Here is a 22,063-nt window from a genome sequence, read left to right on the forward strand (position 1 = left end):
CTCAGGCTCCCTCATTTCTGTCGTCCCTTGCGGGCGCGATCTTCTCGGCCTCATCGGCCATTTTCTTTTCCTGGATCTCCTGCGCGGAGCGGAGCATCGTCTTCACTCCGGCCGCGAGGCCCAGCATCGTAAATAGCACCATGAATATCGGAAGCGTGCCGAACAGCACATCAAGTCCGTATCCGATGCCAAAGCCAATCCCAAGACCGGCTACAAGCTCAATCACCATTCGCCAGGCCAGTTGCGCCTGAGAGTAGTGTTCTTCTTGATGGGGTTTCGGATCGGCCCGCCGCTTAGCAGCCTCGATCTTTTCATCCAGTTCCCTGAGTTGGCGCTGTTGGTCTGGATCGGTCACATCACAATTCCCCATCGGAATTCCTGCGGTCTAGGTACTGTCGGCGCGTGATAGAGTCAACTCTGCGAGAGCCGCCACTATCTCCCTGATATTGCTGCGTTATTATGGCGCAGTTTCTATCAGGCGATGACCAAATCGGCACCGATCCGTGTTATTTCTTATTCAACTCTTTGGTTGATTAACGTATTTGCCCGCTGCGCCAACCCTCGGTCTCCGCCAGAAGCCACTCATGGAATACACGCACGGCTTTACGCCTTAGGACACCCTCTCCGTGCAGGACGTGATACCCGCCTTCACGAAAACCGACGTCGGAAAGTCGAACCAAACGGCCGGCTGCAACCTCATCTGCCACAACTTCATCCGAAATCAGCAGGACGCCCTGTCCGCTTAGCGCCGCCTCCACCTCCAGGTGCGATGACATGCGCCAAGAAAACTCAGGGACTTCATCAGGGTCGACGCCACCCGCCAACTCGAACCATAAATTCCATGTCCCGCTCGTGCGGTCACGCAACAAGGGATAATTCAGCAGATCGCGCGGGGCGCTTGGGGGTGTCCTGATTAGCGATGGTGAAGCGTAGGGATGCAATTCCGCGTCACTTATCAGTGAGGAATTATCATAACGACCGCCCGGACCGACAAAACGAATGGCAAGGTCCGTCTCGTACCGCGCCACATCAGCAAGCTGGCGCGACGCTTCGAGCCTGATCTCAACGTCGGGATGCAACTCCTTGAAAGCTCCTAAACGCGGCACCAGCCATTTCGTCGCAAACAGCGTTTCCGAGTTCACCCAGACTGTACCCTGCGGCACCTCCATCAGCCCCTCAGTGGCAAATGCGATCGCTTCCAGTGCAGGTGAAACCTGCGCCAGATAGGCCGCGCCATATTGGGATAATTCCAGCCCGCGCGGCAAATCCCGAAACAACTGTACTCCAAGCCGGTCCTCCAATCCCCTGACATGACGGCTGATTGACGAGTGGCTTACACCCAACTCTTCGGCGGCGCGGGAGAAACTCTCGTACCTGCCCGCCGCCTCAAAGGCGCGCAAAGCATTCAAGGGCGGCAATTGAAGAACCATGATTCATGTGCGATTTTTGCACAGATAATGTCAAGCAATTGTCTTTGTCATTTACGCGCCTGCCTGCCAAGTTGGCTCATAACCCAGTATAGGAATGGAATAATGACGTTGGCAGAGCGCAACCCGCATGAGCGTGAAAAATTTAGTATTGTCAAAAACGCACTGGTATCAGCTTTGATTGATGCAATCCGCGCGCTAAGAAATCTCCGCAAACGGCCGCATATCAAAGATCTGCCAGAGCGGCTGCGCCGTGATGTTGCCGTGGCACCGGAAACCTTTGCGGCTTACGATCACCGCCTCCCGTCGCAACACAGTCATCACTCACGCAGCTGACAGCTTTCCCCGCGCTATTCCACGCTGTAGAACGGGCGCATGACGCAGAACATTGATCAGGTCTTTGCCGCCCTTGCGGACCCCACGCGCCGCGCAATTCTGGCGATGCTACTGGAAGACGACATGGCCGTGACCGATGTGGCGGAACCGTTTGAGATGTCGCTGGCCGCAATATCCAAGCATCTTGGCGTCCTGACAAACGCAGGGCTAATCTCTCAGGAGAAGCGGGGCCGTGTGAAATGGTGCAAGCTGGAGCCGGACGCCATGCGGGATGCATCGATATGGATGCAAGGGTTCGGGCAGTTCGAACCGGTCAATCTGGATGCTTTCGAGAGGTTCCTGGCGCAAGAATTGCCAGAAGGTCTCTCACAACATGAAAAAGACGACACCTGAGACCAGATGCCGTCTTTTTAATGGTGGGGATCAACCCTGAAATGATGTCACAGGACGAATTGAACGATCGCCAGAACGATAACAACAAGTCCGACAAGGTAAATAATACCGCGCATGATAGTCTCCTTTGGTCTGTTAGGTCTGACGGGCCTGAACCCGCCAACGGTCTCTTTTTGACGCATACACAATTCCAAAGCGGCGCGATCCACGACGCGAAGGGTCTTCATATATTGCTCATGACATAACGTCGCATGTCTCCAATAGGTTCCCGACAATGATTAATTTTTTGGCGCTGCATCATCGCGCAGCAATAAGAACAACGCGATAATCGTCAGAACCACACCGCCCGATGCCACAAGAGGCGGCACTCCATTGCCCAGCACGACCTCCCAGACGATCACCCAGGATGGTGTCAAATACGTATAGGCCATCACTTTTGCCGAGGGCAGGCGCAGCGTCGCGAATTGCAACAGCACGACCGTACATGCGGTCGCAAAGAAAGCCGTATAAAAGAGTGTGATCCAGACCACCCCGGACAGGTTGCTCCAGTCGATCACACTCAACTGTGGCCAAGCATAGACCAACAGCAGAACGCCACCGGCAACCGTGGTGCCGAATGTGAAAGTAACAGCAGTTTCGCCCCGATTCAGTCGCCGCACCATGGGCGTGTAAATCGCATGGCTGACGCATCCGATAAAGTATATCGCCTCCCCGCGGCCAATATCAAAAGCAAGCAGTGCGCCCAGATCGCCTCGAAAGATCACCCAAAGCGCACCTGCTCCGCCGATGGCCAACGCGAGCGCCATGCGTGGTGTCAACACCTGCCGAAGCAGGAGCCACGCAAACCCCGCAGCCATCAATGGCACGAGCGTAAAGACAGCCGCGGCGCTCACTGGCGGGGCGGTCTTCAATCCTTCGAACATCAAGACGAAATAGATACCGAACAAACCACCCAGCACCCCGTAGCGCCAAGGTGCGGCGAAACTCCGCGGTGCAAATCCGCCCCGCATTTGCGCAAGGATAAAAACAAAAACAGCCGCTATACAAAAACGCACCGCCGTAAAAGCAGCCGGATCAATCTCGTTCGCCATTAGGCCGCCGAGCGAAAACGATCCCGCCACAAGCGCGGAAAAGGCCAGCATCGCCAGATGGCCCTGTGTGCCTGCGGTCATAGAGTATCCTCGCGCAGGTGGTCTTTCAGGAATTGCAGAAGGGTCTGCACTTTGGTGGTTCTGTGCAGATCCATGTGAGTGACAAGCCACAGCGGTGCTTCCCATTCTGTGCGCGGGGCGTGTATCTCGACGATGTCGTCCGACTGGCGTGCGTCCTGAGCGGACAGGAAACCGATGCCCGCCCCCGCTTTGATCGCCGCAACCGATCCGCCGTTGTCAGCGCAGCGGAAGGTGACGGAGCTATCAGGCACATTATTGCGCAGCCACACGTGATGTGGGGCACGTGATTCAGGGTCAGCTGGCCCGACAAAGCGGTGCTTGGCATAATCATCAGGGCCCGAGGGGACACCACATTCATCGACATATGCCTTGCTGGCATAGGCACCGATCTGCAGCCGCAATAAGGGCTGCACAACATTATCCGGCTCTGATGGCGCGGCACCTGCACGGATCGCCACATGCGCTTCACCATATTCAAGGCGGAGCACGCGTTCGGCAGTGACATAGCGGACTAGAACATCCTTATGCAGCCGCTGGAACGCAGCCAGCACCGGCGCGATGCGCGGGGCCAGTGACACCAGCGAGGTCACAACAAGATCGCCAGATACATCCGCTCCGCGCCCTTTGATCCGACCGGCAAGCTGCGCAAACTGGTCATCCGTCGCCTGCGCCACCCGCAAAAGGTCCTCACCCGCCTCTGTGGCCGTGTAGCCCCGTGCGTGCCGTTGAAACAGTTTGACGCCCAGTTGCTTTTCAAGCGCGTCGATATGGCGGATCACGGTTGCATGGTGCACGCCCAAGGCATCAGCAGCACCGCTGACCGTCCCCAACCGCGCCACCTGAAAGGCGGTTCTCACTTCGTCCCAGTTTTCCATGTGTGTCTTCCGGCTTTGTGCACTTGCGAACAACTGCGGCCCACTTTGCCCCTTATGTTCAGAAATACAATGCTGAAGCGCCGCCAGCATACCCGACGATCTCTTGTCCGACATCATCGGCCCCATATACGCTGGTTCTAGTGCAAGAGGGGCACACGATGAAGATTACCCACAATTCACCCGACCAACTGGTGATAGAGAATAATCCAGTCTGGCTGGCGGTTTTTCTGTCTGTTTTCGGTCTGACCTTCATGGCAATCGGTCTCTTTGCTGTCAGCGCGGAACCTCTGATGGGTTTTGTTTTTGTCGCCGCCGGTCTTGGTATCGCCATCGGGTTCAATATGATCTTTGTCCGTCGCACCCAGCTAATCCTCGACCGTTCCGCGCAGAAGGTGCTGTTGCGCCGCCGTGGATGGCTCCGCGACAATAGCCTCACTTGGGAAATGCGATACCTTGACCGCGCCATTGTCGAGACCTCCCGCTCAAGCGACAACAACACACACCGCGCGGCCCTGATCATCAATGGCGGTATGGATGAAGGCACCCATCCGCTGACGATCGTCTATTCCAGCGGGCGCGGTGCCTCGCGCGCAGCAGACGCCATAAACCGCTGGCTTGACTCAACGCCCGCCACGGCCTAAACGCACCTAAATCCCGGAAGCAAGGCCTTCCGGTCCCTTTGCCATGAGGCAGGGATCGCCCCCAGTCAGCGCGTTGCGCCCACTGGGGCAAACTTCGTTTGTTCCTTTCGCATAAGGATCAGACATTTGTGCATTTTCGCGGGTGTTCCTACATTGGAGCCAACCCGCAACCGACCAGAGAGGGGCACCTGCCCATGTTTGAGAACCTCAGCGAACGCCTGTCCGGCGTCTTTGACCGCCTGACAAAGCAAGGCGCGCTGTCCGAAGAGGACGTAAAAACCGCCCTGCGCGAAGTGCGCGTTGCCCTGCTTGAGGCTGACGTCTCCCTTCCCGTAGCCCGCGATTTTGTCAAAGCGGTGCAGGACAAAGCCACCGGTCAAGCGGTTACCAAATCCATCACACCGGGCCAGCAGGTCGTCAAAATCGTGCATGATGCACTGATTGATGTGTTGAGCGGCGAAGGCGAGCCGGGCGCGCTGAAAGTAGACAACCCGCCCGCGCCGATCCTGATGGTCGGCCTGCAGGGTGGCGGTAAGACGACAACCACAGCCAAGCTCGCAAAGCGCCTGAAAGAACGGGACGGCAAGCGCGTGCTCATGGCCTCGCTCGACGTGAACCGCCCAGCCGCGATGGAGCAGTTGGCGATCCTTGGTGTGCAAATCGGTGTCGACACCCTGCCCATCATTAAGGGCGAAGATCCCGTTGCCATCACCAAGCGCGCCAAGACTCAAGCGGGCCTTGGTGGCTACGATGTTTATATGCTCGACACCGCCGGTCGCCTTTCGATCGACGAAGAATTGATGCAGCAGGTCGAAGCCGTTCGCGATGTGGTGACACCGCGCGAAACCCTGTTGGTGGTCGATGGTCTGACCGGTCAGGATGCTGTACATACGGCCGAGAACTTCGACGAACGCATCGGCATCTCCGGCGTGGTCCTCACGCGGATGGACGGTGACGGGCGCGGTGGTGCGGCGCTGTCAATGCGTGCAGTGACCGGCAAGCCGATCAAATTCGTCGGCCTTGGCGAAAAGATGGACGCGCTTGAGACGTTCGAGCCCGAGCGTATTGCGGGCCGTATCCTCGGCATGGGCGACATCGTTGCGCTGGTCGAAAAGGCACAGGAAACCATCGAGGCTGAACAAGCCGAAAAGATGATGAAGCGCATGGCGAAGGGTCAGTTCAACATGAACGACCTCAAGATGCAGCTTGAGCAGATGATGAAAATGGGCGGCATGCAAGGTATGATGGGCATGATGCCCGGCATGGGCAAAATGGCCAAACAGGTCGAAGATGCCGGTCTAGACGACAAAGTGCTGCTGCGCCAGATCGCCCTGATCCAGTCCATGACCAAGAAAGAACGCGCCAACCCTGCCCTGCTGCAAGCCAGCCGCAAAAAGCGGATTGCCAAGGGTGCCGGGATGGAGGTTTCAGACCTCAACAAGCTGATGAAAATGCACCGCCAGATGTCCGACATGATGAAGAAGATGGGCAAGATGGGTAAAGGTGGCATGCTCAAGCAGGCCATGAAGGGGATGATAGGCAAAGGCGGGATGGATCCGGCGGCCATGGCTGGTCAGATGGATCCCAAAGCGATGGAAGCGGCGGCCAAAGCCATGGGCGGCAAGCTGCCCGGTATGGGGGGCGGCATGGGTCTGCCTTCGGGCCTTTCGGGTTTTGGTAAAAAGAAGTGAACGGCACCAGCCTTCATATCCCTACGGTCGAGACCGAACGCCTGCGCCTGCGCGCCCCTGTGTGGTCGGACTTTGACGCCTTTGCGGCTTTCCGCATGAGCGACCGCACAAAACATCTGGGCGGCCCTTGCACCCGCACGCAAGCCTTTGACAAGCTGGGCGAGATTATCGGCCACTGGCACCTGCGCGGCTATGGCCGCTGGATGGTGGCGGATAAAGTGACGGATGAGCCGTTGGGCGTTGTTGGCTGTTTCTATCCCGATGACTGGCCAGAGCCTGAAATCGCATGGTCTGTGTTCGAGCAGGCCGAAGGGCGCGGCATCGCCACGGAAGCGGCGCGTGCCTCTCTCGATTTCGCCTACAACACCTTGGGCTGGACTACCGCAGTCAGCTGCACGACACCCGATAATTCCCGCTCCAAGGCGCTTGCTTTGCGTCTAGGTGCCACGCGAGAAGACGACTTTACCACCGTCGATGGCATGGTGCTTGAAGTGTACCGCCACACCGGACCGGAGGCGCGGGCATGAATGCTATGACCGATCCAATTCCGGTGCTCGACACCCAGCGGCTGACCCTGCGCGCGCCGCGCAAATCTGACCTGCCGACGCTGACCGCCTTCTATGAGACAGAGCGCAGTCATATGGTCGGTGGCCCACGCGATGCGACCGGCAGCTTTAATAGTCTTGCCTCGCGCATCGGGCATTGGGCGATTTACGGTTTTGGCCTTTGGCATATCGACGACCGCAAGACGGGTGACTTTCTGGGATGGACCGGTTTTCTGAATCCGCCATCATGGGACGAACCGGAACTGGGCTGGACGCTCTTCGCGCATGCCGAAGGCAAAGGGTACGCTTTCGAAGCCGCGCGCGCAGCGCGGGCCTATGGCGCCGAGCACCTGAAACTGGACGGTGTGATCAGCTACATCCGTTCCGACAACACCCGCTCTGCAGCGCTGGCCGAGAAGCTGGGCGCGACGTTCGAGCGCGAGGGCGAAGTTATGGGCACACCCTGCCACATCTGGCGCCACCCGAAGGAGGCCACATGACCGATACTGTAAAACTCGCCGCAGAGGTTCTGAAAGAACACCGCGCGTCCATTGACCGTCTGGATGCGATCCTTGTCTATACACTGGGCGAGCGGTTCAAACACACACAGGCTGTGGGGAAACTCAAAGCCGAACACGACCTTCCCCCGTCCGACCCGAACCGCGAAGCGGATCAAATTGCACGGCTTGAAGATTTGGCGAACCGGGCCAATCTGGACCCCGAATTTGCCAAGAAGTTTCTCAACTTCATCATCGCTGAAGTCATTCAGCACCACAAACAGCACCAAAGCTAAATCCAAAGGAAAACCTATTATGTCTATGAAAATCCGTCTGGCCCGTGGTGGCTCCAAGAAGCGTCCCTTTTACCGCATCGTAGCGGCCGACAGCCGTATGCCACGCGATGGCCGTTTCATCGAAAAGCTGGGCACATATAACCCGCTGCTGCCAAAAGACAGCGAAGACCGCGTCAAAATGGATGTTGAAAAAGTAAAAGAGTGGATGGCAAAAGGCGCACAGCCAACAGACCGTGTACGTCGCATGCTCGAAGCCGCAGGTGAGTTGCCAAAGACAGAGCGCAACAACCCGAACAAGGGTACACCGGGCAAGAAAGCGCAAGAGCGCGTTCAGGAGAAAGCCGACAAGGCCGCAGCTGCAGCAGAAGCCGCAGCAGCACCAGCCGAGGAAGCGCCCGCAGAAGAAGCGGCAGCAGAAGAGTAAGCAGACAGGCTGCCCGGCATGGATGATTTCTCTGACGACTTCCGTGCCGGGCTGCACGATCTGATGAAATGGCGTCGCGATGTGCGCCATTTCAAAACCGATCCGGTGGACGAGGCGCTGGTGCGCCAGTGCCTCGACACCTTTTCGCTGGCCCCGTCTGTCGGCCTGTCCGAGCCATGGCGCGTTCTACACGTCAGATCAGAGACCGCACGCACGGCAGCGATCGAAAATTTCCAAGCCGCAAATGAACAGGCCCTGACCGGATATGACGGTGACAAAGCGGCGCTTTATGCATCGCTGAAGCTGTCGGGTATGCGCGAAGCACCTGAACATTTTGCAATCTATTGCGACGACGAGACAAGCAAGGGCGCGGGGTTGGGTGCAGGCACCATGCCCGAGATGCGCCGTTACTCGGTTGTGGGCGCTGTCACGCTGATGTGGTTGACCGCGCGCAGTCTTGGGTTGGGGATCGGCTGGGTTTCGGTGCTTGACCCCGTGCGCCTGAATGCCGATCTTGATGTACCTGAAGGGTGGACGCTGGTGGCTTACCTTTGCTTGGGCTGGCCGTCCGAAAATACGCTGACACCCGAATTGGAAACCAAAGGCTGGGAAAAACGTGCCGCCAGCCTGCATATCGAAAGCCGCTGATGTTTCCCTCGTTCATTCCGCCCCTATCTCCTTTCACTGGCTCAGCGCCCTGCCCTGGCCAATTGAAAAGGCACGCCGTGTGTTCTGGCACACGGATCGGACAAACCTCTGCAATCACGGAGCAGTCACTATGAGCGATCTTATTCAGGTAGGTGCCATTGCGGGCGCTTACGGTGTGCGAGGCGAATTGCGTGTCAAAAGCTACTGCGCCGTGCCCGAGGACATCGAAACCTATAGCCCGTTGTGGAACGAAGACCGCAGCAAACAGTTCGCCCTTGCCATCCTGCGCCCGATCAAGAACGGATTTGCCGCCCGCATACCGGATGTTGCGACGAAAGAAGACGCCGACGCCCTCCGCGGGGTCACCCTTTTTGCAGAGCGTAGCCAGCTGCCATCCCTGCCGGATGATGAATTCTACTATGCCGATCTGGTCGGGCTGGAAGTCTTCGACACAGGGGGCATCCTGCTGGGTCGGGTGAAGACCGTGAACAACCACGGGGCAGACGATTTGCTTGAGCTTCAACTCGCTGGCAAAACCGATACCGTATTCCTGCCGTTCACCAAAGCGGCGGTGCCGACCGTCGATCTGGCAGCAGGTCGCATTGTCGCTGATCCGCCTCTGGGCATTTTGCCATCGAGTGAAAGCGCCAAGGACTGATGCCACGCCGCATCATCATCCATGCGGGTTTTCACAAGACGGGAACGTCCACCATTCAGGCAACGCTGCGTGAAAACCGTGTTGCGTTGAAGAAGCACGTGGCGCTGCGCTTGCGTTGGCATCTTAGAGACGTTGTGTCTTCGGCACGAGGCTATTCTACCGAGCAAGATCCGCTGACCCTGATCAAATTGCAGTCGCGGTTCGGACAAATGGTTAATGAACTGCCCGGCATGCCGCGACGCACGCTGATCCTTTCTGCCGAAGAACTAAGTGGTCACCTTCCCGGTCGCGGTGATCTGGCAGATTATTCGGCAGCGCCTGTTTTGCTGTATGCCTATTGGGAAATACTGCGCAGCGCTTATCCGGAAGCGGAGATCATCATCTTCCTGACTGTGCGTGCGCCACAGGCATGGTTGGTTTCGGCCTATTGGCAGCATGTGAAATCCTCAGACATGACCCTTGATCTGGACACCTTTTGCGAGCGTTACGCCGGTGCTGCAGACCTTGAAGAAATGGCGGCAGAGATCGCCAGCCGTGTGCCGACCCCTGTGCGGTCTGCCACGCTGGAGGGCGCGCGCGATTTGCCCTTGGGCCCAACCGACCGGCTGCTGGATATGTGCGATATACCGCTGTCGGTACGGGCGACATTGACAAGGGTCGCCCCCGTCAATCAACGGCCACCAGAGGACGTTTTACAGGCGCTTCTTGCAGCGAACCGCGCCCACACAGCCCCCGAAAGCCGCGATGCGGCCAAAACAGCTATTCTTGCACAGGCAGGTCTTTCATGAAGCCGACGCGCTCTCACGGTCGCCAGTCGATCACCGCCAGCCTGCAACCGCGCGAGCTGATGCAACCCAAACCAGCTTACCGCGATGTTTGGCAGGCGCGCGTCATCACCCTGTTTCCCGACCTGTTTCCCGGTGTGTTGGGGGCAAGCCTGACCGGCAAAGCCTTGCAAGACGGTCTTTGGCAGTTGCACACCCACGACCTGCGCCGCTTTGGCATCGGCAAACACCGCAATGTCGACGACACCCCGTCAGGTGGCGGTGCGGGCATGGTGCTGCGCGCCGATGTCGTTGGTCCCGCGATTGAGGCGGCACAGGCTGGCGCGCGAGGCCGTTGGCCCATTCTCTACATGTCGCCGCGCGGTCGCCGCTTTGATCAGGCGATGGCACGTGATCTGGCGCAATGTGCCGGAGTGACCATGCTTTGTGGTCGATTTGAAGGCGTGGATGAACGCGTGATCGAGCACTATGACATCACCGAGGTCTCTCTTGGGGATTTCGTGATGACGGGGGGCGAGCTGGCTGCGCAAGCCATGATAGACGCGACCGTGCGTTTGCTTCCCGGAGTGTTGGGGAACGCTGAAAGCACGGTCGAGGAAAGCCATTCAAATGGCCTGCTGGAGCATCCGCAATACACCCGCCCTGCCACATGGGAAGGACGGGAGATACCGCCAGTGCTGATGTCTGGCAATCACGGCGAGATCGCCAAATGGCGCAAGGCGCAAAGTCTGGCTTTGACCAGAGCGCGCAGGCCGGACTTGATGGAGCCAGACGTCAGTGATGACGCCTGAACTCTAAGCGAATTGCGCCTTTAGGCTGAAGCAGCGTGACCTTTTACATAAGCGTAAATCTCGTCTTTCAGCGCCAAACGGTCTTTGCGCATTTCAACCATGTGATCGTCGCTCGTCGGTTCCACGTCGGTTTCTGCCCGGTGAATGGCGCGGTTGATCGTGTGATACTGATCCGCGAGCTTCGCGAAATGGCTGTCCGACTGGCGCAACGCTGTCATTTCAGTGGCAAGGTCCGGAAACTCTTCGGAAAGCTCATGAGGGGTGTGTGACATAGAATATTCCTTTGTTGGATTGTCAGAAACTCAGGCCTTGCGGCTTTGCGGATGCAGAGATGAGGCAAGGATGTGATCGGTGTTGTTCAGGACTGCTTCGGCCTGATGACAGATGAGCGGGTCAGGCACGGATGCAACGTTGTGATCTTTGTCGGGGTAATCCAGTTGCGCCAAAAAGTGCCGCATACAGGTAAGCCGCGCGCGTTTTTTGTCGTTGGAGCGAATGACCGTCCAAGGGGCGTCAGCGGTATCGGTATAGAAAAACATCGCCTCCTTGGCTTCTGTATAATCATCCCATTTGTCCAAGGATGCACGATCAATCGGCGAAAGCTTCCAGCGCTTTAGCGGATCGGTTTCCCGGCTGGAAAACCGCGCCTTTTGTTCGTCCTGCGTGACCGAAAACCAGTATTTGAAGAGCTTGACGCCAGAGCGCACAAGCATCCGCTCAAACTCCGGCGTCTGCCGCATGAATTCGAGGTATTCTGCCGGTGCGCAGAAATCCATCACCCGCTCTACGCCCGCGCGATTGTACCATGACCGATCATACAGCACGATCTCACCTGAAGTGGGTAGATGCTTTACATACCGTTGGAAATACCACTGGCCGCGCTCTTCCTCTGTAGGTTTGTTCAGCGCAACGACCCGCGCCGCGCGGGGGTTCAGATGTTCGGTAAAGCGCTTGATCGTACCGCCTTTTCCCGCGGCATCGCGCCCCTCGAACAAAAGAACGAACTTCTGACCAGTTTCCTGCACCCAGTGCTGTACCTTCAACAACTCCACCTGAAGGGCTGATTTCTCCGCTTCATAGGTATTACGATCCAGTTTTTCGGCATAGGGATATTCGCCCTGATCGAAGCCGAGGATAGGCGATACTCTGGGTGCGGCCTTGCTGTCTATTTCGGTTTTGTCCGTTCGGCCCATGAATCCCCCTAGCTGTCTCAATCTGTTGGCAACCCGAAGGTAGAGAAGACGCCAGAGGCCTGCTTTGATGTGGATCAATCAACCCGGTTACCAAACGCCAAGAGCGCCAAAACGCTTTGCTGAATGGCGCGATCATCCCCCTTGATCGCCCCGCATAACCTGCCTATACACCGCGCAACTGGAATCGCTTTGTTGCGGCTCCGGTGCTTTGCGTTTCAAGCAAGGCTGACAAGGAATGACGATGCAATCTTCGGTGGGCCAGTGCGCTGGACCCGGCAGACAGACCGAAGCTCTGATCGCGTAGAAAACTTCGTGGCATACCACGAGCATCATAGGAGAAGCGTCAGATGAACCTGATCGCAGAGATTGAGGCGGAACAGATCGCCGAACTTGCCAAGGAAATCCCTGATTTCCGTGCGGGCGACACCGTCCGCGTCGGCTTTAAAGTGACAGAGGGTACGCGTACCCGTGTCCAGAACTACGAAGGCGTTTGCATCGCGCGTAACAACGGCCAAGGCATTGCCGGTTCGTTCACCGTGCGTAAAATCAGCTTTGGTGAAGGTGTCGAGCGTGTATTCCCGCTGCACTCCACCAACATCGACAGCATCACCGTGGTCCGCCGCGGTCGCGTGCGTCGCGCCAAGCTGTACTATCTGCGTTCACGTCGTGGTAAATCCGCGCGTATCGTCGAGAATTCCAACTACAAGCCGAAAAAAGCGTAAGGGTAGGTCCGATGAAAGCCGATACACATCCCGAATACCACACGATCAACGTCAAAATGACCGACGGTTCCATCGTGGAAATGAAATCAACATGGGGCAAAGAAGGCGACCAGCTGGCGCTTGATATTGACCCTTCCGCGCACCCTGCGTGGACAGGCGGCACAAGCCGTCTGATGGACACCGGTGGCCGCGTGTCCAAGTTCAAGAACAAGTACGCAGGTCTGTCGCTGTAAGCAGCCGATCTTGTATCAAAATGGAAAGGCGCAGCTTTCGGGCTGCGCCTTTTTTTGTTTTCCAACGCGGTCAGGCTTACGTTCCTCTTAAGCTGCCAATAGCTGTGCTTGATAACGCGGGATCGCCTCACGGGCCGCCTGCCCGTACCCATTCGGATTGCTGCGCAGTTCAGGGAACAAGGTGAACAATTCTTCACGGGTCTGCGGATGCAATCCTGGCAGGCTGTATTCACCGGGCTGATAGCTTTCTGACCATGCGCCCGCTGTACGGATGAGTTCATGCTGTCCAAACAGCAGATGGAAATAAGTAACGGTGGGCACTTCGCGCTGCGTGATGCCGCACCCGTTGACCAAGAAAGAAGCTGCCGTGATCACTTCGTCCTGACCAAAGTACAAAGATGCCCGGTAGTCTTCGATTAGCATGCGGTGTTGGGGCGAAACCCGCAGAGTATGAGAATTTCCGACGGTTCCGGGCGCGAATTCAATCGGGGCGAAGGCACCAGTACCCGCGACGCTCCGCTGTCCGATCCAGCGCAAGGGCTGCGGGCCCCTGTCTTTGGTCAAAACCAAATCACCTGGACGCAGTTCTTCAATGGCACGGGCACCGAAAGGTGTGTCGATCATTGTGCGCTCTGCAAAGCAGATAATACTCTCGATTTCTGAGAACGTGACCGTTGTGCCATCCAGCAAGGTTGCAGTGCCAGACTTTCCGCCCGGCGCAAGGTTATCAGACAACAGAACGACAGACCCGGCCAAAAGCTGCCCGTTGAAATCAAGCACGTCGCCGGATGTCTCGTCACCCTCACCCCCCACAATATCCAGACTGCCGCCGTTCAGATAGTTGGGATCAATCAGGAAGGTGTCATCTCCATCACCGCCCCGCGCGGTATCTCCGCTGCTTACGTTAAGTGTGTCATCATCCGCACCGCCCGAAAGCGTGTCTGCCCCCGATCCACCGGTGATTGTGTCATTGCCCGCGCCGCCTTCAATGGAGTCGTCGCCGTACTCGCCGTCAATCAGGTCATTGCCTGCACCGGCGTCGATGGTGTTATCATACGTCCCCTCCGGAACCGCGTCGAATTCTACATCCGAGAAATAGATAGCCTGCTGACTGTTCCCGCCGTTCTCATAAAGAACTTCGATACGCGCTACAGGGCCGGCTACCTCAATCAGGGCAGACGCATTAGCGCTTGCCGGCGTCAGATTGGACAGGGCTGCGGTGATCGTATTGCCGGATACCGAATGGTCCGCACCTCCGGTGATGACAACGTCAATTTCGTTGCCGTCAGCATCGTAAGCGCGGATCGTGACAATATCTTGGAAGTTATTGGCTCCATCAACCAGACCGTCGATATCACTGATCCGGAACCGGACATTTTCTACTTCGTTTTCGAAGCCGGAACCAGCTACCGCACCAAAATCGAAAGCAATTGTCGTAGGGTCGGGACTTCCGCCAGCGAAAAGATAACCTGCGGATGTCGTGGAAAAGGTCTCTCCCGGGGCGACATAGATCGAGTCCGCGCCTCCACTGGTTTCAGCAGAGAACTGTTCCGTCGTTTGAACATCCGAGTAGGTAACCTGAACATTAACGCCGCCGGTGTCTTGTGTAACACCACCACGCAAATCCTGCTCATCGGCATAGTCTGACCAGTTGAACTCTGACGGCGTACTGGGCGTGAATGACTGGTCAACCATGTCGTTACCCGGATCACCCGTGTAACTGCCATCAATTGTATCATCTCCGGCCGTGCCTTCGACGATTCCATCGGATTCTACATAGTCCGTATAGGAGAAAGCCGGATCGCCCGCACCGACATCTGGCGTCTCATCATATGCAGTGACCTGATAGGTGCGGCCGACAACAAGCGGCACTTCGGACAACGTGTAGTATCCGGTATTTGGTCCGGAATTGACCCGAAAGGTGACCACCTGAAAGCTGTCGCCCGTTGTCGCGTCCAGAACCGTCCACACTTCTTCGGCGTATACTGGTGCACCCGCTGTATCGCTGACTCCATTAAGAACTGTCGTCGCCGTTGCGGTTTCGACTGACGTGTCTTCCAGAAAGGCACCGTCGTTTGTTCCGCCAGTGATGTCAGTAATCGTCGCAGTGCCATCTGCCGTCGCAGGCCCGTTGTATACGGTCGAATTGCCAATGGTTGTGCCGAAGACACCCAAGGGGTCGATCTGGTATATCTTTACGTCCATCTTACCCTCACACCGGTTACAGCCTCGCCTTTTTTTGGGGCGCGGACAGACATCACTCGTGGAAGGACAAATGGCCGCCCAAGGTGGTTTCCGTGCGGTATGGCTGCGACAATTGCATGGCCACTTGTGACAATTTTGAGGCAAATTGGAGCAGACCGGGGGAGCATGCGCTGTTCGTCTGCATTGATGCCACAATTCCGGCCTGTACATTCCTGCCCTTCCCAATCGGCCAAACCCCACATATAGTGTTGGCTACCAACAGTCTGCGGTCCAAGCAGAGGGTCAAAGGAACAGGCAATGGCGCATATTATCGTCGTCGGAAACGAAAAAGGCGGCGCTGGAAAATCGACGGTTTCCATGCATGTGGCCACTGCATTGGCCCGCATGGGCCATCGCGTCAGCGGACTTGATCTGGACCTGCGCCAAAGAACATTCGGACGCTACATCGACAATCGAAGAGCTTTCATGAAGGACGCGAAGCTGGAGCTTCCCAGCCCGTCGCTATGTGAACTCCCCGAGATCGAGGCGAGTAGCCTGAAGCCGGGCGAGAACGTTTATGACCACCGGTTGAGTGCCGCCGTAGCCTCGATGGAACAGGATAATGATTTCATCCTGATCGACTGCCCCGGCTCGCACACACGGTTGTCCCAAGTTGCGCATTCACTGGCTGACACGCTGGTGACACCGCTCAACGACAGTTTTATCGACTTTGATCTGCTCGCTCATATCGATCCTACAGGCGAAAAGATCACGGGCCCCTCTGTCTATTCCGAAATGGTCTGGACCGCGCGGCAACTGCGGGCGCAGGCCGGATTGTCACCGATTGACTGGGTTGTGGTGCGAAACCGTATGGGTGCCCAGCGTATGGTGAACAAAGAAAAGATGGAGCGTGCCATCGCGAACCTGTCCAAACGCATCGGCTTTCGCATTGCGCCCGGGTTTAACGAGCGCGTGATTTTTCGAGAACTCTTCCCCCGTGGACTGACACTGCTGGATCTCAAAGACATCGGTGTGAAGCAGCTCAACATCTCGAACGTGGCGGCGCGTCAGGAGTTGCGCGATCTGATCAAAGCCCTGAACTTGCCAGGTGTGACTGCTGATTTCTAAGAAAACGGCAAAGCTAGCGGCCCACAGATTTCTTGCGACGCAGCAACAGTACCGCGTTGGAGACAAAAAGCGCGCCGACAACAATGCCGCCGCCAATCAATGTATAGATGCCCGGATTTTCCGCGATCACCACCCATGCCAGCAGCGGAGCAAGAACGGATTCCAGCAGAACAAGCAGTCCGACTTCGGCCGAGGTGATAAAGCGTGGCCCGATGGCGAGCAGGACTGAACTGAGCAGTATGAAAAGGCCGTGCGCCATCACGAGCGGAAACTGCTCAACCGGAACCAGCAGCGGATGCGCAAAAGGCAGGACCAGCAAAGCAGCGGCAGAATATGCCATCGCCATACCCGCCACCATCGAGACAGGTCGCACATGGCGTGCGGCAGTCAGGCTTGCCGCAAAAAGCGCCGATACGCACAGTGCCAGGAGGTCGCCTGCAAGGCTGGCATTTTCCGTTTCTCCTGATCCATATGCAATAATCGCCAGCCCCGGAACAACAGCAGCGATGGTCAAAAGGGTGCGCGGGCTTAACGGCTCTCGCAGAAATATCCGACTAAAGACCAAAGCGAAAACTGGAAGCGACGCGATAATGAACACAACATTGGCCACCGAAGTCAGACTGACGGCTACTACAAAGAGGATACCGCTCGCTCCGATCCCAATCATGTAGATGACAGCAAAGCGACCCGTTCGGAGTACTGCATGGAACGGTTCTGTGCCCTGCAACGCCAATATCCAAAACGCACTAAGCCCGCCTGCGAAGGCGAGCCGCCAAAACGCTATTGTCAGCGCATCTGCCTCAATCAAGCGCACGAACAGGGAATCCGGCACCACGAACAGAACACCGAAGAAGGTAATCAACAATCCCTTGGTTTGATCGGTCATAGGCTATGGGTGACGACTATGCGGATGCATGTAAAGCATGGGGGACTAAATGCGGGTCAGTTTTATCAAAGCCCGCCGCAGTACCTCGGCTTCCTGCACATCCAGTCGGGCCATCAGCTTTTCTTCGTAATCCTGTGCCACCTTGTAAAGATAGTCATACGCGGCCTGACCTTGTGATGTGAGGGTCAGATGCGTGACGCGCCGGTCATTGTCATCGGTGACACCTGTCACGAATGACCGCTGCGACAACTTGTGCACCGCGCGGCTGATTTTGGTCTTGTGCATCCGCGCCCGTGTTCCAATCTCGCTCGCGGTCATCTGGCCGTAAAGGCCCAGATGGAACAGCACACGCCACTCCGTCCTCAACATGCCATACCGTTCCTTATAAACCTTCTGAAACGAAAGGGAGCTGACCTCGGCTGCCTGATTCAGCAGGTAGGGCATAAAGGTTTCAAGCTCGAAAGGCTGTGATGTCATGCGGGAAAACCTCGGGGTAAATGATGCGAGCAGAGGGCTGGTGCATCGTGGCATACCTGCCTGCACAACGCCAGCCGCAGAGGCATAGCTGGACGTCAGAGCACCTGCGTGAAATGCTCGGGCAAACTTAGGCAAGGACACTTCTATGAATATCCTTTTTCTGGTGATGAGCTTTCTCGTTTTCGCGATGTGGGTGCTGGCCGTTCTTCGTACATTCGCGGCAATCCGAACGCGTGGACAGACAGCATCGCCTGTCGGGTTTATGCCGGAATTGCGCCGCTGGATGCGGGATGTTACACGCAAGCAAGAACGAAGGCAGTTGCTGCTTATGACGCTCGCCGTCGCGTTTCTGGCCTTTCTCGCGCTACTGCCGTCGCCATAAGCAGGCTGGATGTTGGCGCATAGTGAGAACCGGGTCGTTGATTCGGACAAGCCTTACTCAAGCAGGATTCTTGCTCAACCTATGTGGCTTGGTGAATAAATATTGCGGAAATGATGGATGAAAGCGATCTTTCCCCCAGATCGCGCTTGTTCAAGAACAAGGGACAAGTCAGCCTTGCATGTTTGTCCGTGACCGACATTTGCGGGGCTCCATACGGCGCAGTGACGAAAAACTCGGTGTGCCGATAGACCCGCAAGTTCATAAAAGCGCTTGGACCAGCGAGAAAGACCTAGCAAAAAATCAAAACGCCCGATTTATCGGCCCGGAACTGAGGCCGGTATGCCCACATCTTCGTGACGCAGACTTGACCTTGAGCGTCACTGTGTTTGACTGTCGTGGATGCCTCTATTCGGGGCACAACAATAATAGCGGCAAACACCGCATCACCGATGGGCGGCGCATCATGCGTCGTTTCAACAGAGAGGAAGAATAATGAGTTTTTTGACCCGTACCGGTAAGCCCCTGCCACAGTCCGTTTTGGATTCGGCGGAAGCGGCTAAAAAAGATCCGGTCAACCGCCGCGAATTTCTGGCAATTGCCAGTGCCTTTGGTGCGACAGCGGCAACAGCCTATTCGATGATTGGCATGGCAGCACCAGCGCATGCCGCTGGCCACAAAGAAGGCGGCACCGTCCGCATGCAGATGGAAGTGCGCGCGCTCAAAGATCCACGCACCTATGACTGGTCGCAAATCGCAAACTTCTCGCGCGGTTGGCTTGAGTATCTGGCGATCTGGGAAAACGACGGTACGTTCACACCCGGCCTGCTCGAAAGCTGGGAAATCAACGATGACGCGACACAGTACACACTGAATGTCCGCAAGGGCGTCAAATGGAATAACGGCGACGACTTCACAGCTGAAGACGTAGCGCGCAACATCACCGGCTGGTGTGACAAGTCGCTTGAAGGCAACTCCATGGCGGGCCGTTTTGCCACGCTGATCGACGAAGCCTCGGGCAAAGCTATCGACGGTGCAATTGAAGTTGTCGACACACACACTGTCAAACTGAACCTGCCTGCATCAGACATCACGCTGATCCCCGGCATGGCGGACTATCCTGCGGCGATCGTCCACAGTTCTTTCGACGCTGATGCAATGCTCGACAACCCAATCGGCACAGGTCCCTACCTGCCAGAGTCGCTCGAAGTGGGTGTCAAAGGCGTATTGGTCAAGAATGCGGACCACACATGGTGGGGCACGGACGTCTATGGCGGGCCGTATATCGACCGTCTGGAATACATCGATTACGGTACAGACCCATCGGCATGGATCGCTGCTGCCGAAGCAGAAGAGGTCGACGCATTCTATTCCATGGAAGGCGAATACATCGACATCATGTCCACGCTGGACGGCTGGGTAGAAAACACAATCGCCACGGCGGCGACCATCGTGATCCGCCCGAACCAGCTTGCCGAAGTTGATGGCAAGCAGCCTTATGCGGACAAGCGCGTACGTCAGGCGATCAGCATGGCCGTCGACAATTCCGTTCTGCTTGAGCTTGGTTATGCAGGCAAAGGTCTGGTTGCGGAAAACCACCACGTTGGTCCGATGCACCCTGAGTACGCAGAACTGCCAGCCCGCAAGGTTGACCCAGCCGGAGCCAAGGCGCTGATGGAAGAAGCTGGCATGGCTGATTTCGAGCACGAACTGATGTCGATTGACGATGCTTGGCGCAAGGACACCACCGACGCGGTGGCAGCCCAGTTGCGTGACGCGGGTATCAAGGTGAAGCGGACAATCTTGCCCGGCTCTACTTTCTGGAACGACTGGTCAAAGTACCCGTTCTCTTCCACCAACTGGAATGCGCGCCCTCTGGGCGTCCAGATTTGGGCCCTGGCTTACCGCTCGGGCGAAGCATGGAACGAATTTGGCTGGTCCAATGCCGAGTTTGACGCGCTGCTTGCAGAAGCTCTGTCCATCGCGGACGTTGAGAAACGTCGCGAAGTGATGGCGAAGGGTGAAGCGATGATCCAGGAGGAAGGCGTCACGATCCAGCCATACTGGCGTTCGCTCTATAACCACACCAAAGAGGGTCTGGTTGGCGCAGGACACCATATCGGCTTCGAATACCACCCTGCGCGTATGGCTTGGACCTAAGTCTTCGTGCTTGAAACTTGTCAAAGGGCCGCGCATGTCGCGGCCCTTTTTCATTGAACGGGGGCAACGCGTTCTGTGGCGCTGCCGCAAATCTGCCAGATCGGTTGGGGTCTAGTCAGTGATGATATCCAACGGGCAGTGAACGGCTTCATGCGCTATAGCGGGCAAACTCGCAGGCGTTATACCTTCCCGCTTCAGATTAGCCAGTACGTCACGCAAGGCACTGTTCATCGATGAAACAATCTCGGCGTCCGACATCTCGGACCTGGCAATCTTCCCGAACCAGGCTTCTTCCAGAATGAGGTCCTCAATCAGCGGATCAATGACAGCCCCGCCCCCACCGGGATAGCGGTAGTACCCGACGCCACCACCTTTGCCCATACGCCCCTCAGCGACCATGCGCGGTAGGACGGGCACCACACGATCAGGATGGCGGGCAAGAACTTTCTCCAACCCGACAAGGTCCTGTGCTTCACAAGGGCCCATGGCATAACCCGCATCGACCATCGCCTCGTCAAGCTCCCAAGGGTTTGTGTGATGGAAGAGAAGGGTTTCCGCATGCATCCAGAAGGCGTCTTGCACCGCCAAAAGCGCCGTTTGTCTGATCATGAAGGCCTGTCGAGAAACCGTTGTTTGGCGATCACGGCCAGCAGGTCGTTCAGGGAAGAGCGCACAGCGCGGTCCGACGTATCTACCTGCCCCTCCGCCTGCGCGTAAAACGGTGTTCGCGCTTGCAGCAGGTCTTTGAGATGTGCCATCGCCGCAGGGTTGCCCTGCATCGGGCGGTGATCGCCCTGCGCACGTACGCGCTGCATATGCTCGGCCGGAGTGGTCTTGATCCACACGGTATGGAACCTCTCAAGCAGATGCGTAAAAGTACGTTCTTCGGCCACAATTCCGCCCGCCACAGCAAGGACAACGCGGTCATGGCGGGCACTCACACGTTCGAGGGCCTGCGCCTCCAGACGGCGGTATCCGGCATCCCCGTAAAAGGACATCACATCATTCAAAGGCATGTCCGCCAGTTCTTCGATATCACGGTTCAATTCGACAAAAGGAATACCCAGCGCATCTCCGGCCATCTGTCCCAGCGTCGATTTTCCAGCTCCACGCAAACCGATCAGACAAATTCGTCCTGCCCGCATAAGATTCGGGTTTTGCGGTGTCAGAATACCACTGACCTGTTGTTGCACACCTGCGGGAGCCTGACGATACAATGCCGCGACGCGCTGAACATCGTGATCTGGCGCAGTGTCCTCAGCCAGTAGCAATTCAATGCGCACGTCCAGCGCCTCGGCGATGCGCTGCAGCAACAGGACAGAGATGTTGCCCTCTCCAGCTTCAAGCTGGGCAAGGTAGCGTGGAGAGACACCGGACATTTCCGACAAAACCCTACGCGGCAGGCCACGCTGTTTCCTTGCCTCGGCAACCCGTGCCGCAAGACGCGCAATCAACCGCGCTCCCTTTTCATCCGTCCTTTGGGTTTCCGATATTGCGTTCATCGTACAGGGCCGAAAGGGCC

At 56.9% G+C, this 22,063-nt stretch carries 28 protein-coding genes; 17 read left to right on the forward strand and 11 right to left on the reverse strand.

All coding sequences use genetic code 11. The annotated features are described in order from the left end of the window. Position 1: 1 nt before the first annotated feature. Complete coding sequence (locus Z946_RS0105880) at positions 2-355, reverse strand: AtpZ/AtpI family protein (RefSeq protein WP_025054799.1); 354 nt, start codon at positions 353-355, stop codon at positions 2-4. A 178-nt stretch (positions 356-533) separates the two neighbouring features. Further along, positions 534-1,430, reverse strand: a complete 897-nt coding sequence (locus tag Z946_RS0105885; protein ID WP_025054800.1) for a LysR substrate-binding domain-containing protein — start codon at positions 1,428-1,430, stop codon at positions 534-536. A 102-nt stretch (positions 1,431-1,532) separates the two neighbouring features. Here Z946_RS0105885 and Z946_RS0105890 point away from each other — a divergent pair, with 102 nt between their 5' ends. Beyond that, entirely contained in the window at positions 1,533-1,763 is a 231-nt protein-coding gene (locus Z946_RS0105890; RefSeq protein ID WP_025054801.1) for a hypothetical protein, read from the forward strand. 39 nt (positions 1,764-1,802) lie between these two features. After that, the gene (locus Z946_RS0105895; RefSeq protein ID WP_025054802.1) at positions 1,803-2,156 is read left to right on the forward strand and encodes an ArsR/SmtB family transcription factor; all 354 of its coding nucleotides are present in this window, start codon (positions 1,803-1,805) and stop codon (positions 2,154-2,156) included. Positions 2,157-2,434: 278 nt separating this feature from the next. On the opposite strand, the gene Z946_RS0105905 is transcribed toward Z946_RS0105895, so the two are convergent. Beyond that, positions 2,435-3,328, reverse strand: a complete 894-nt coding sequence (locus tag Z946_RS0105905; protein WP_025054804.1) for a DMT family transporter — start codon at positions 3,326-3,328, stop codon at positions 2,435-2,437. After that, entirely contained in the window at positions 3,325-4,203 is an 879-nt protein-coding gene (locus Z946_RS0105910; protein WP_025054805.1) for a LysR family transcriptional regulator, read from the reverse strand. The genes Z946_RS0105905 and Z946_RS0105910 overlap by 4 nt, the downstream gene beginning before the upstream one ends. A gap of 158 nt (positions 4,204-4,361) precedes the next feature. On the opposite strand from Z946_RS0105910, the gene Z946_RS0105915 reads away from it, so the two are divergent. The 10 genes from Z946_RS0105915 to trmD all read left to right on the forward strand — a co-directional run bounded on the left by Z946_RS0105915 (position 4,362) and on the right by trmD (position 11,179). After that, on the forward strand, positions 4,362-4,844 hold the full coding sequence (locus tag Z946_RS0105915; RefSeq protein WP_025054806.1) for a hypothetical protein: 483 nt from the start codon (positions 4,362-4,364) through the stop codon (positions 4,842-4,844). Between the two features lie 194 nt (positions 4,845-5,038). After that, positions 5,039-6,535: a signal recognition particle protein gene (gene ffh, locus Z946_RS0105920; RefSeq protein ID WP_025054807.1), complete on the forward strand. Its 1,497-nt coding sequence runs from the start codon at positions 5,039-5,041 to the stop codon at positions 6,533-6,535. Further along, complete coding sequence (locus Z946_RS0105925; protein WP_025054808.1) at positions 6,532-7,062, forward strand: GNAT family N-acetyltransferase; 531 nt, start codon at positions 6,532-6,534, stop codon at positions 7,060-7,062. The genes ffh and Z946_RS0105925 overlap by 4 nt, the downstream gene beginning before the upstream one ends. After that, entirely contained in the window at positions 7,059-7,580 is a 522-nt protein-coding gene (locus tag Z946_RS0105930) for a GNAT family N-acetyltransferase (protein WP_025054809.1), read from the forward strand. The genes Z946_RS0105925 and Z946_RS0105930 overlap by 4 nt, the downstream gene beginning before the upstream one ends. Further along, on the forward strand, positions 7,577-7,873 hold the full coding sequence (locus Z946_RS0105935) for a chorismate mutase (RefSeq protein ID WP_025054810.1): 297 nt from the start codon (positions 7,577-7,579) through the stop codon (positions 7,871-7,873). Before Z946_RS0105930 ends, Z946_RS0105935 begins: the two co-directional genes overlap by 4 nt. Before the next feature lie 19 nt (positions 7,874-7,892). Next, positions 7,893-8,297, forward strand: a complete 405-nt coding sequence (gene rpsP / locus Z946_RS0105940) for a 30S ribosomal protein S16 (RefSeq protein WP_025054811.1) — start codon at positions 7,893-7,895, stop codon at positions 8,295-8,297. 18 nt (positions 8,298-8,315) lie between these two features. Next, positions 8,316-8,945, forward strand: coding sequence for a 5,6-dimethylbenzimidazole synthase (bluB, locus tag Z946_RS0105945; protein WP_025054812.1), 630 nt, complete (start codon positions 8,316-8,318; stop codon positions 8,943-8,945). A 130-nt stretch (positions 8,946-9,075) separates the two neighbouring features. Beyond that, the gene (gene rimM / locus Z946_RS0105950; protein ID WP_025054813.1) at positions 9,076-9,603 is read left to right on the forward strand and encodes a ribosome maturation factor RimM; all 528 of its coding nucleotides are present in this window, start codon (positions 9,076-9,078) and stop codon (positions 9,601-9,603) included. Further along, entirely contained in the window at positions 9,603-10,391 is a 789-nt protein-coding gene (locus Z946_RS0105955) for a sulfotransferase family protein (RefSeq protein ID WP_025054814.1), read from the forward strand. The genes rimM and Z946_RS0105955 overlap by 1 nt, the downstream gene beginning before the upstream one ends. Further along, positions 10,388-11,179, forward strand: a complete 792-nt coding sequence (gene trmD, locus Z946_RS0105960; protein WP_025054815.1) for a tRNA (guanosine(37)-N1)-methyltransferase TrmD — start codon at positions 10,388-10,390, stop codon at positions 11,177-11,179. The genes Z946_RS0105955 and trmD overlap by 4 nt, the downstream gene beginning before the upstream one ends. A gap of 20 nt (positions 11,180-11,199) precedes the next feature. Here the strand turns inward: trmD and Z946_RS0105965 are convergent, their stop codons facing one another. Both Z946_RS0105965 and ppk2 read right to left on the reverse strand, forming a co-directional pair. Beyond that, complete coding sequence (locus tag Z946_RS0105965; RefSeq protein WP_025054816.1) at positions 11,200-11,451, reverse strand: HP1242/YdcH family protein; 252 nt, start codon at positions 11,449-11,451, stop codon at positions 11,200-11,202. 30 nt (positions 11,452-11,481) lie between these two features. Next, positions 11,482-12,372, reverse strand: coding sequence for a polyphosphate kinase 2 (ppk2, locus tag Z946_RS0105970; RefSeq protein WP_025054817.1), 891 nt, complete (start codon positions 12,370-12,372; stop codon positions 11,482-11,484). 347 nt (positions 12,373-12,719) lie between these two features. Here ppk2 and rplS point away from each other — a divergent pair, with 347 nt between their 5' ends. Both rplS and rpmE read left to right on the forward strand, forming a co-directional pair. Then, the gene (rplS, locus tag Z946_RS0105975; RefSeq protein WP_025054818.1) at positions 12,720-13,094 is read left to right on the forward strand and encodes a 50S ribosomal protein L19; all 375 of its coding nucleotides are present in this window, start codon (positions 12,720-12,722) and stop codon (positions 13,092-13,094) included. A gap of 11 nt (positions 13,095-13,105) precedes the next feature. Continuing rightward, on the forward strand, positions 13,106-13,327 hold the full coding sequence (gene rpmE, locus Z946_RS0105980) for a 50S ribosomal protein L31 (protein ID WP_025054819.1): 222 nt from the start codon (positions 13,106-13,108) through the stop codon (positions 13,325-13,327). 87 nt (positions 13,328-13,414) lie between these two features. On the opposite strand, the gene Z946_RS21005 is transcribed toward rpmE, so the two are convergent. Continuing rightward, a complete protein-coding gene (locus tag Z946_RS21005) occupies positions 13,415-15,532 on the reverse strand; it encodes a Hint domain-containing protein (protein ID WP_025054820.1) in 2,118 nt (705 codons plus the stop codon). Positions 15,533-15,829: 297 nt separating this feature from the next. Between Z946_RS21005 and Z946_RS0105990 the strand changes: the two genes are divergently transcribed. Beyond that, positions 15,830-16,639, forward strand: a complete 810-nt coding sequence (locus tag Z946_RS0105990; RefSeq protein ID WP_025054821.1) for a division plane positioning ATPase MipZ — start codon at positions 15,830-15,832, stop codon at positions 16,637-16,639. Positions 16,640-16,652: 13 nt separating this feature from the next. Here the strand turns inward: Z946_RS0105990 and Z946_RS0105995 are convergent, their stop codons facing one another. Both Z946_RS0105995 and Z946_RS0106000 read right to left on the reverse strand, forming a co-directional pair. Beyond that, a complete protein-coding gene (locus Z946_RS0105995) occupies positions 16,653-17,525 on the reverse strand; it encodes a DMT family transporter (RefSeq protein ID WP_025054822.1) in 873 nt (290 codons plus the stop codon). 45 nt (positions 17,526-17,570) lie between these two features. Beyond that, positions 17,571-18,002: a MarR family winged helix-turn-helix transcriptional regulator gene (locus Z946_RS0106000; protein ID WP_025054823.1), complete on the reverse strand. Its 432-nt coding sequence runs from the start codon at positions 18,000-18,002 to the stop codon at positions 17,571-17,573. A gap of 145 nt (positions 18,003-18,147) precedes the next feature. On the opposite strand from Z946_RS0106000, the gene Z946_RS0106005 reads away from it, so the two are divergent. Both Z946_RS0106005 and Z946_RS0106010 read left to right on the forward strand, forming a co-directional pair. Further along, positions 18,148-18,384 carry a hypothetical protein gene (locus Z946_RS0106005; RefSeq protein WP_025054824.1) on the forward strand — a complete coding sequence of 79 codons (237 nt, stop codon included), beginning with the start codon at positions 18,148-18,150 and terminating at the stop codon, positions 18,382-18,384. Positions 18,385-18,876: 492 nt separating this feature from the next. After that, positions 18,877-20,541 (forward strand): ABC transporter substrate-binding protein, encoded by a 1,665-nt coding sequence (locus Z946_RS0106010; protein ID WP_025054825.1) that lies wholly within the window; start codon positions 18,877-18,879, stop codon positions 20,539-20,541. 111 nt (positions 20,542-20,652) lie between these two features. Here the strand turns inward: Z946_RS0106010 and Z946_RS0106015 are convergent, their stop codons facing one another. Beyond that, on the reverse strand, positions 20,653-21,150 hold the full coding sequence (locus Z946_RS0106015; protein WP_025054826.1) for a 3-hydroxyacyl-CoA dehydrogenase family protein: 498 nt from the start codon (positions 21,148-21,150) through the stop codon (positions 20,653-20,655). Beyond that, on the reverse strand, positions 21,147-22,043 hold the full coding sequence (locus tag Z946_RS0106020; protein WP_081780783.1) for a helix-turn-helix transcriptional regulator: 897 nt from the start codon (positions 22,041-22,043) through the stop codon (positions 21,147-21,149). Before Z946_RS0106020 ends, Z946_RS0106015 begins: the two co-directional genes overlap by 4 nt. Positions 22,044-22,063 lie beyond the last annotated feature (20 nt).

The organism is Sulfitobacter noctilucicola (assembly GCF_000622385.1).
Classification (GTDB): Bacteria; Pseudomonadota; Alphaproteobacteria; order Rhodobacterales; family Rhodobacteraceae; genus Sulfitobacter; species Sulfitobacter noctilucicola.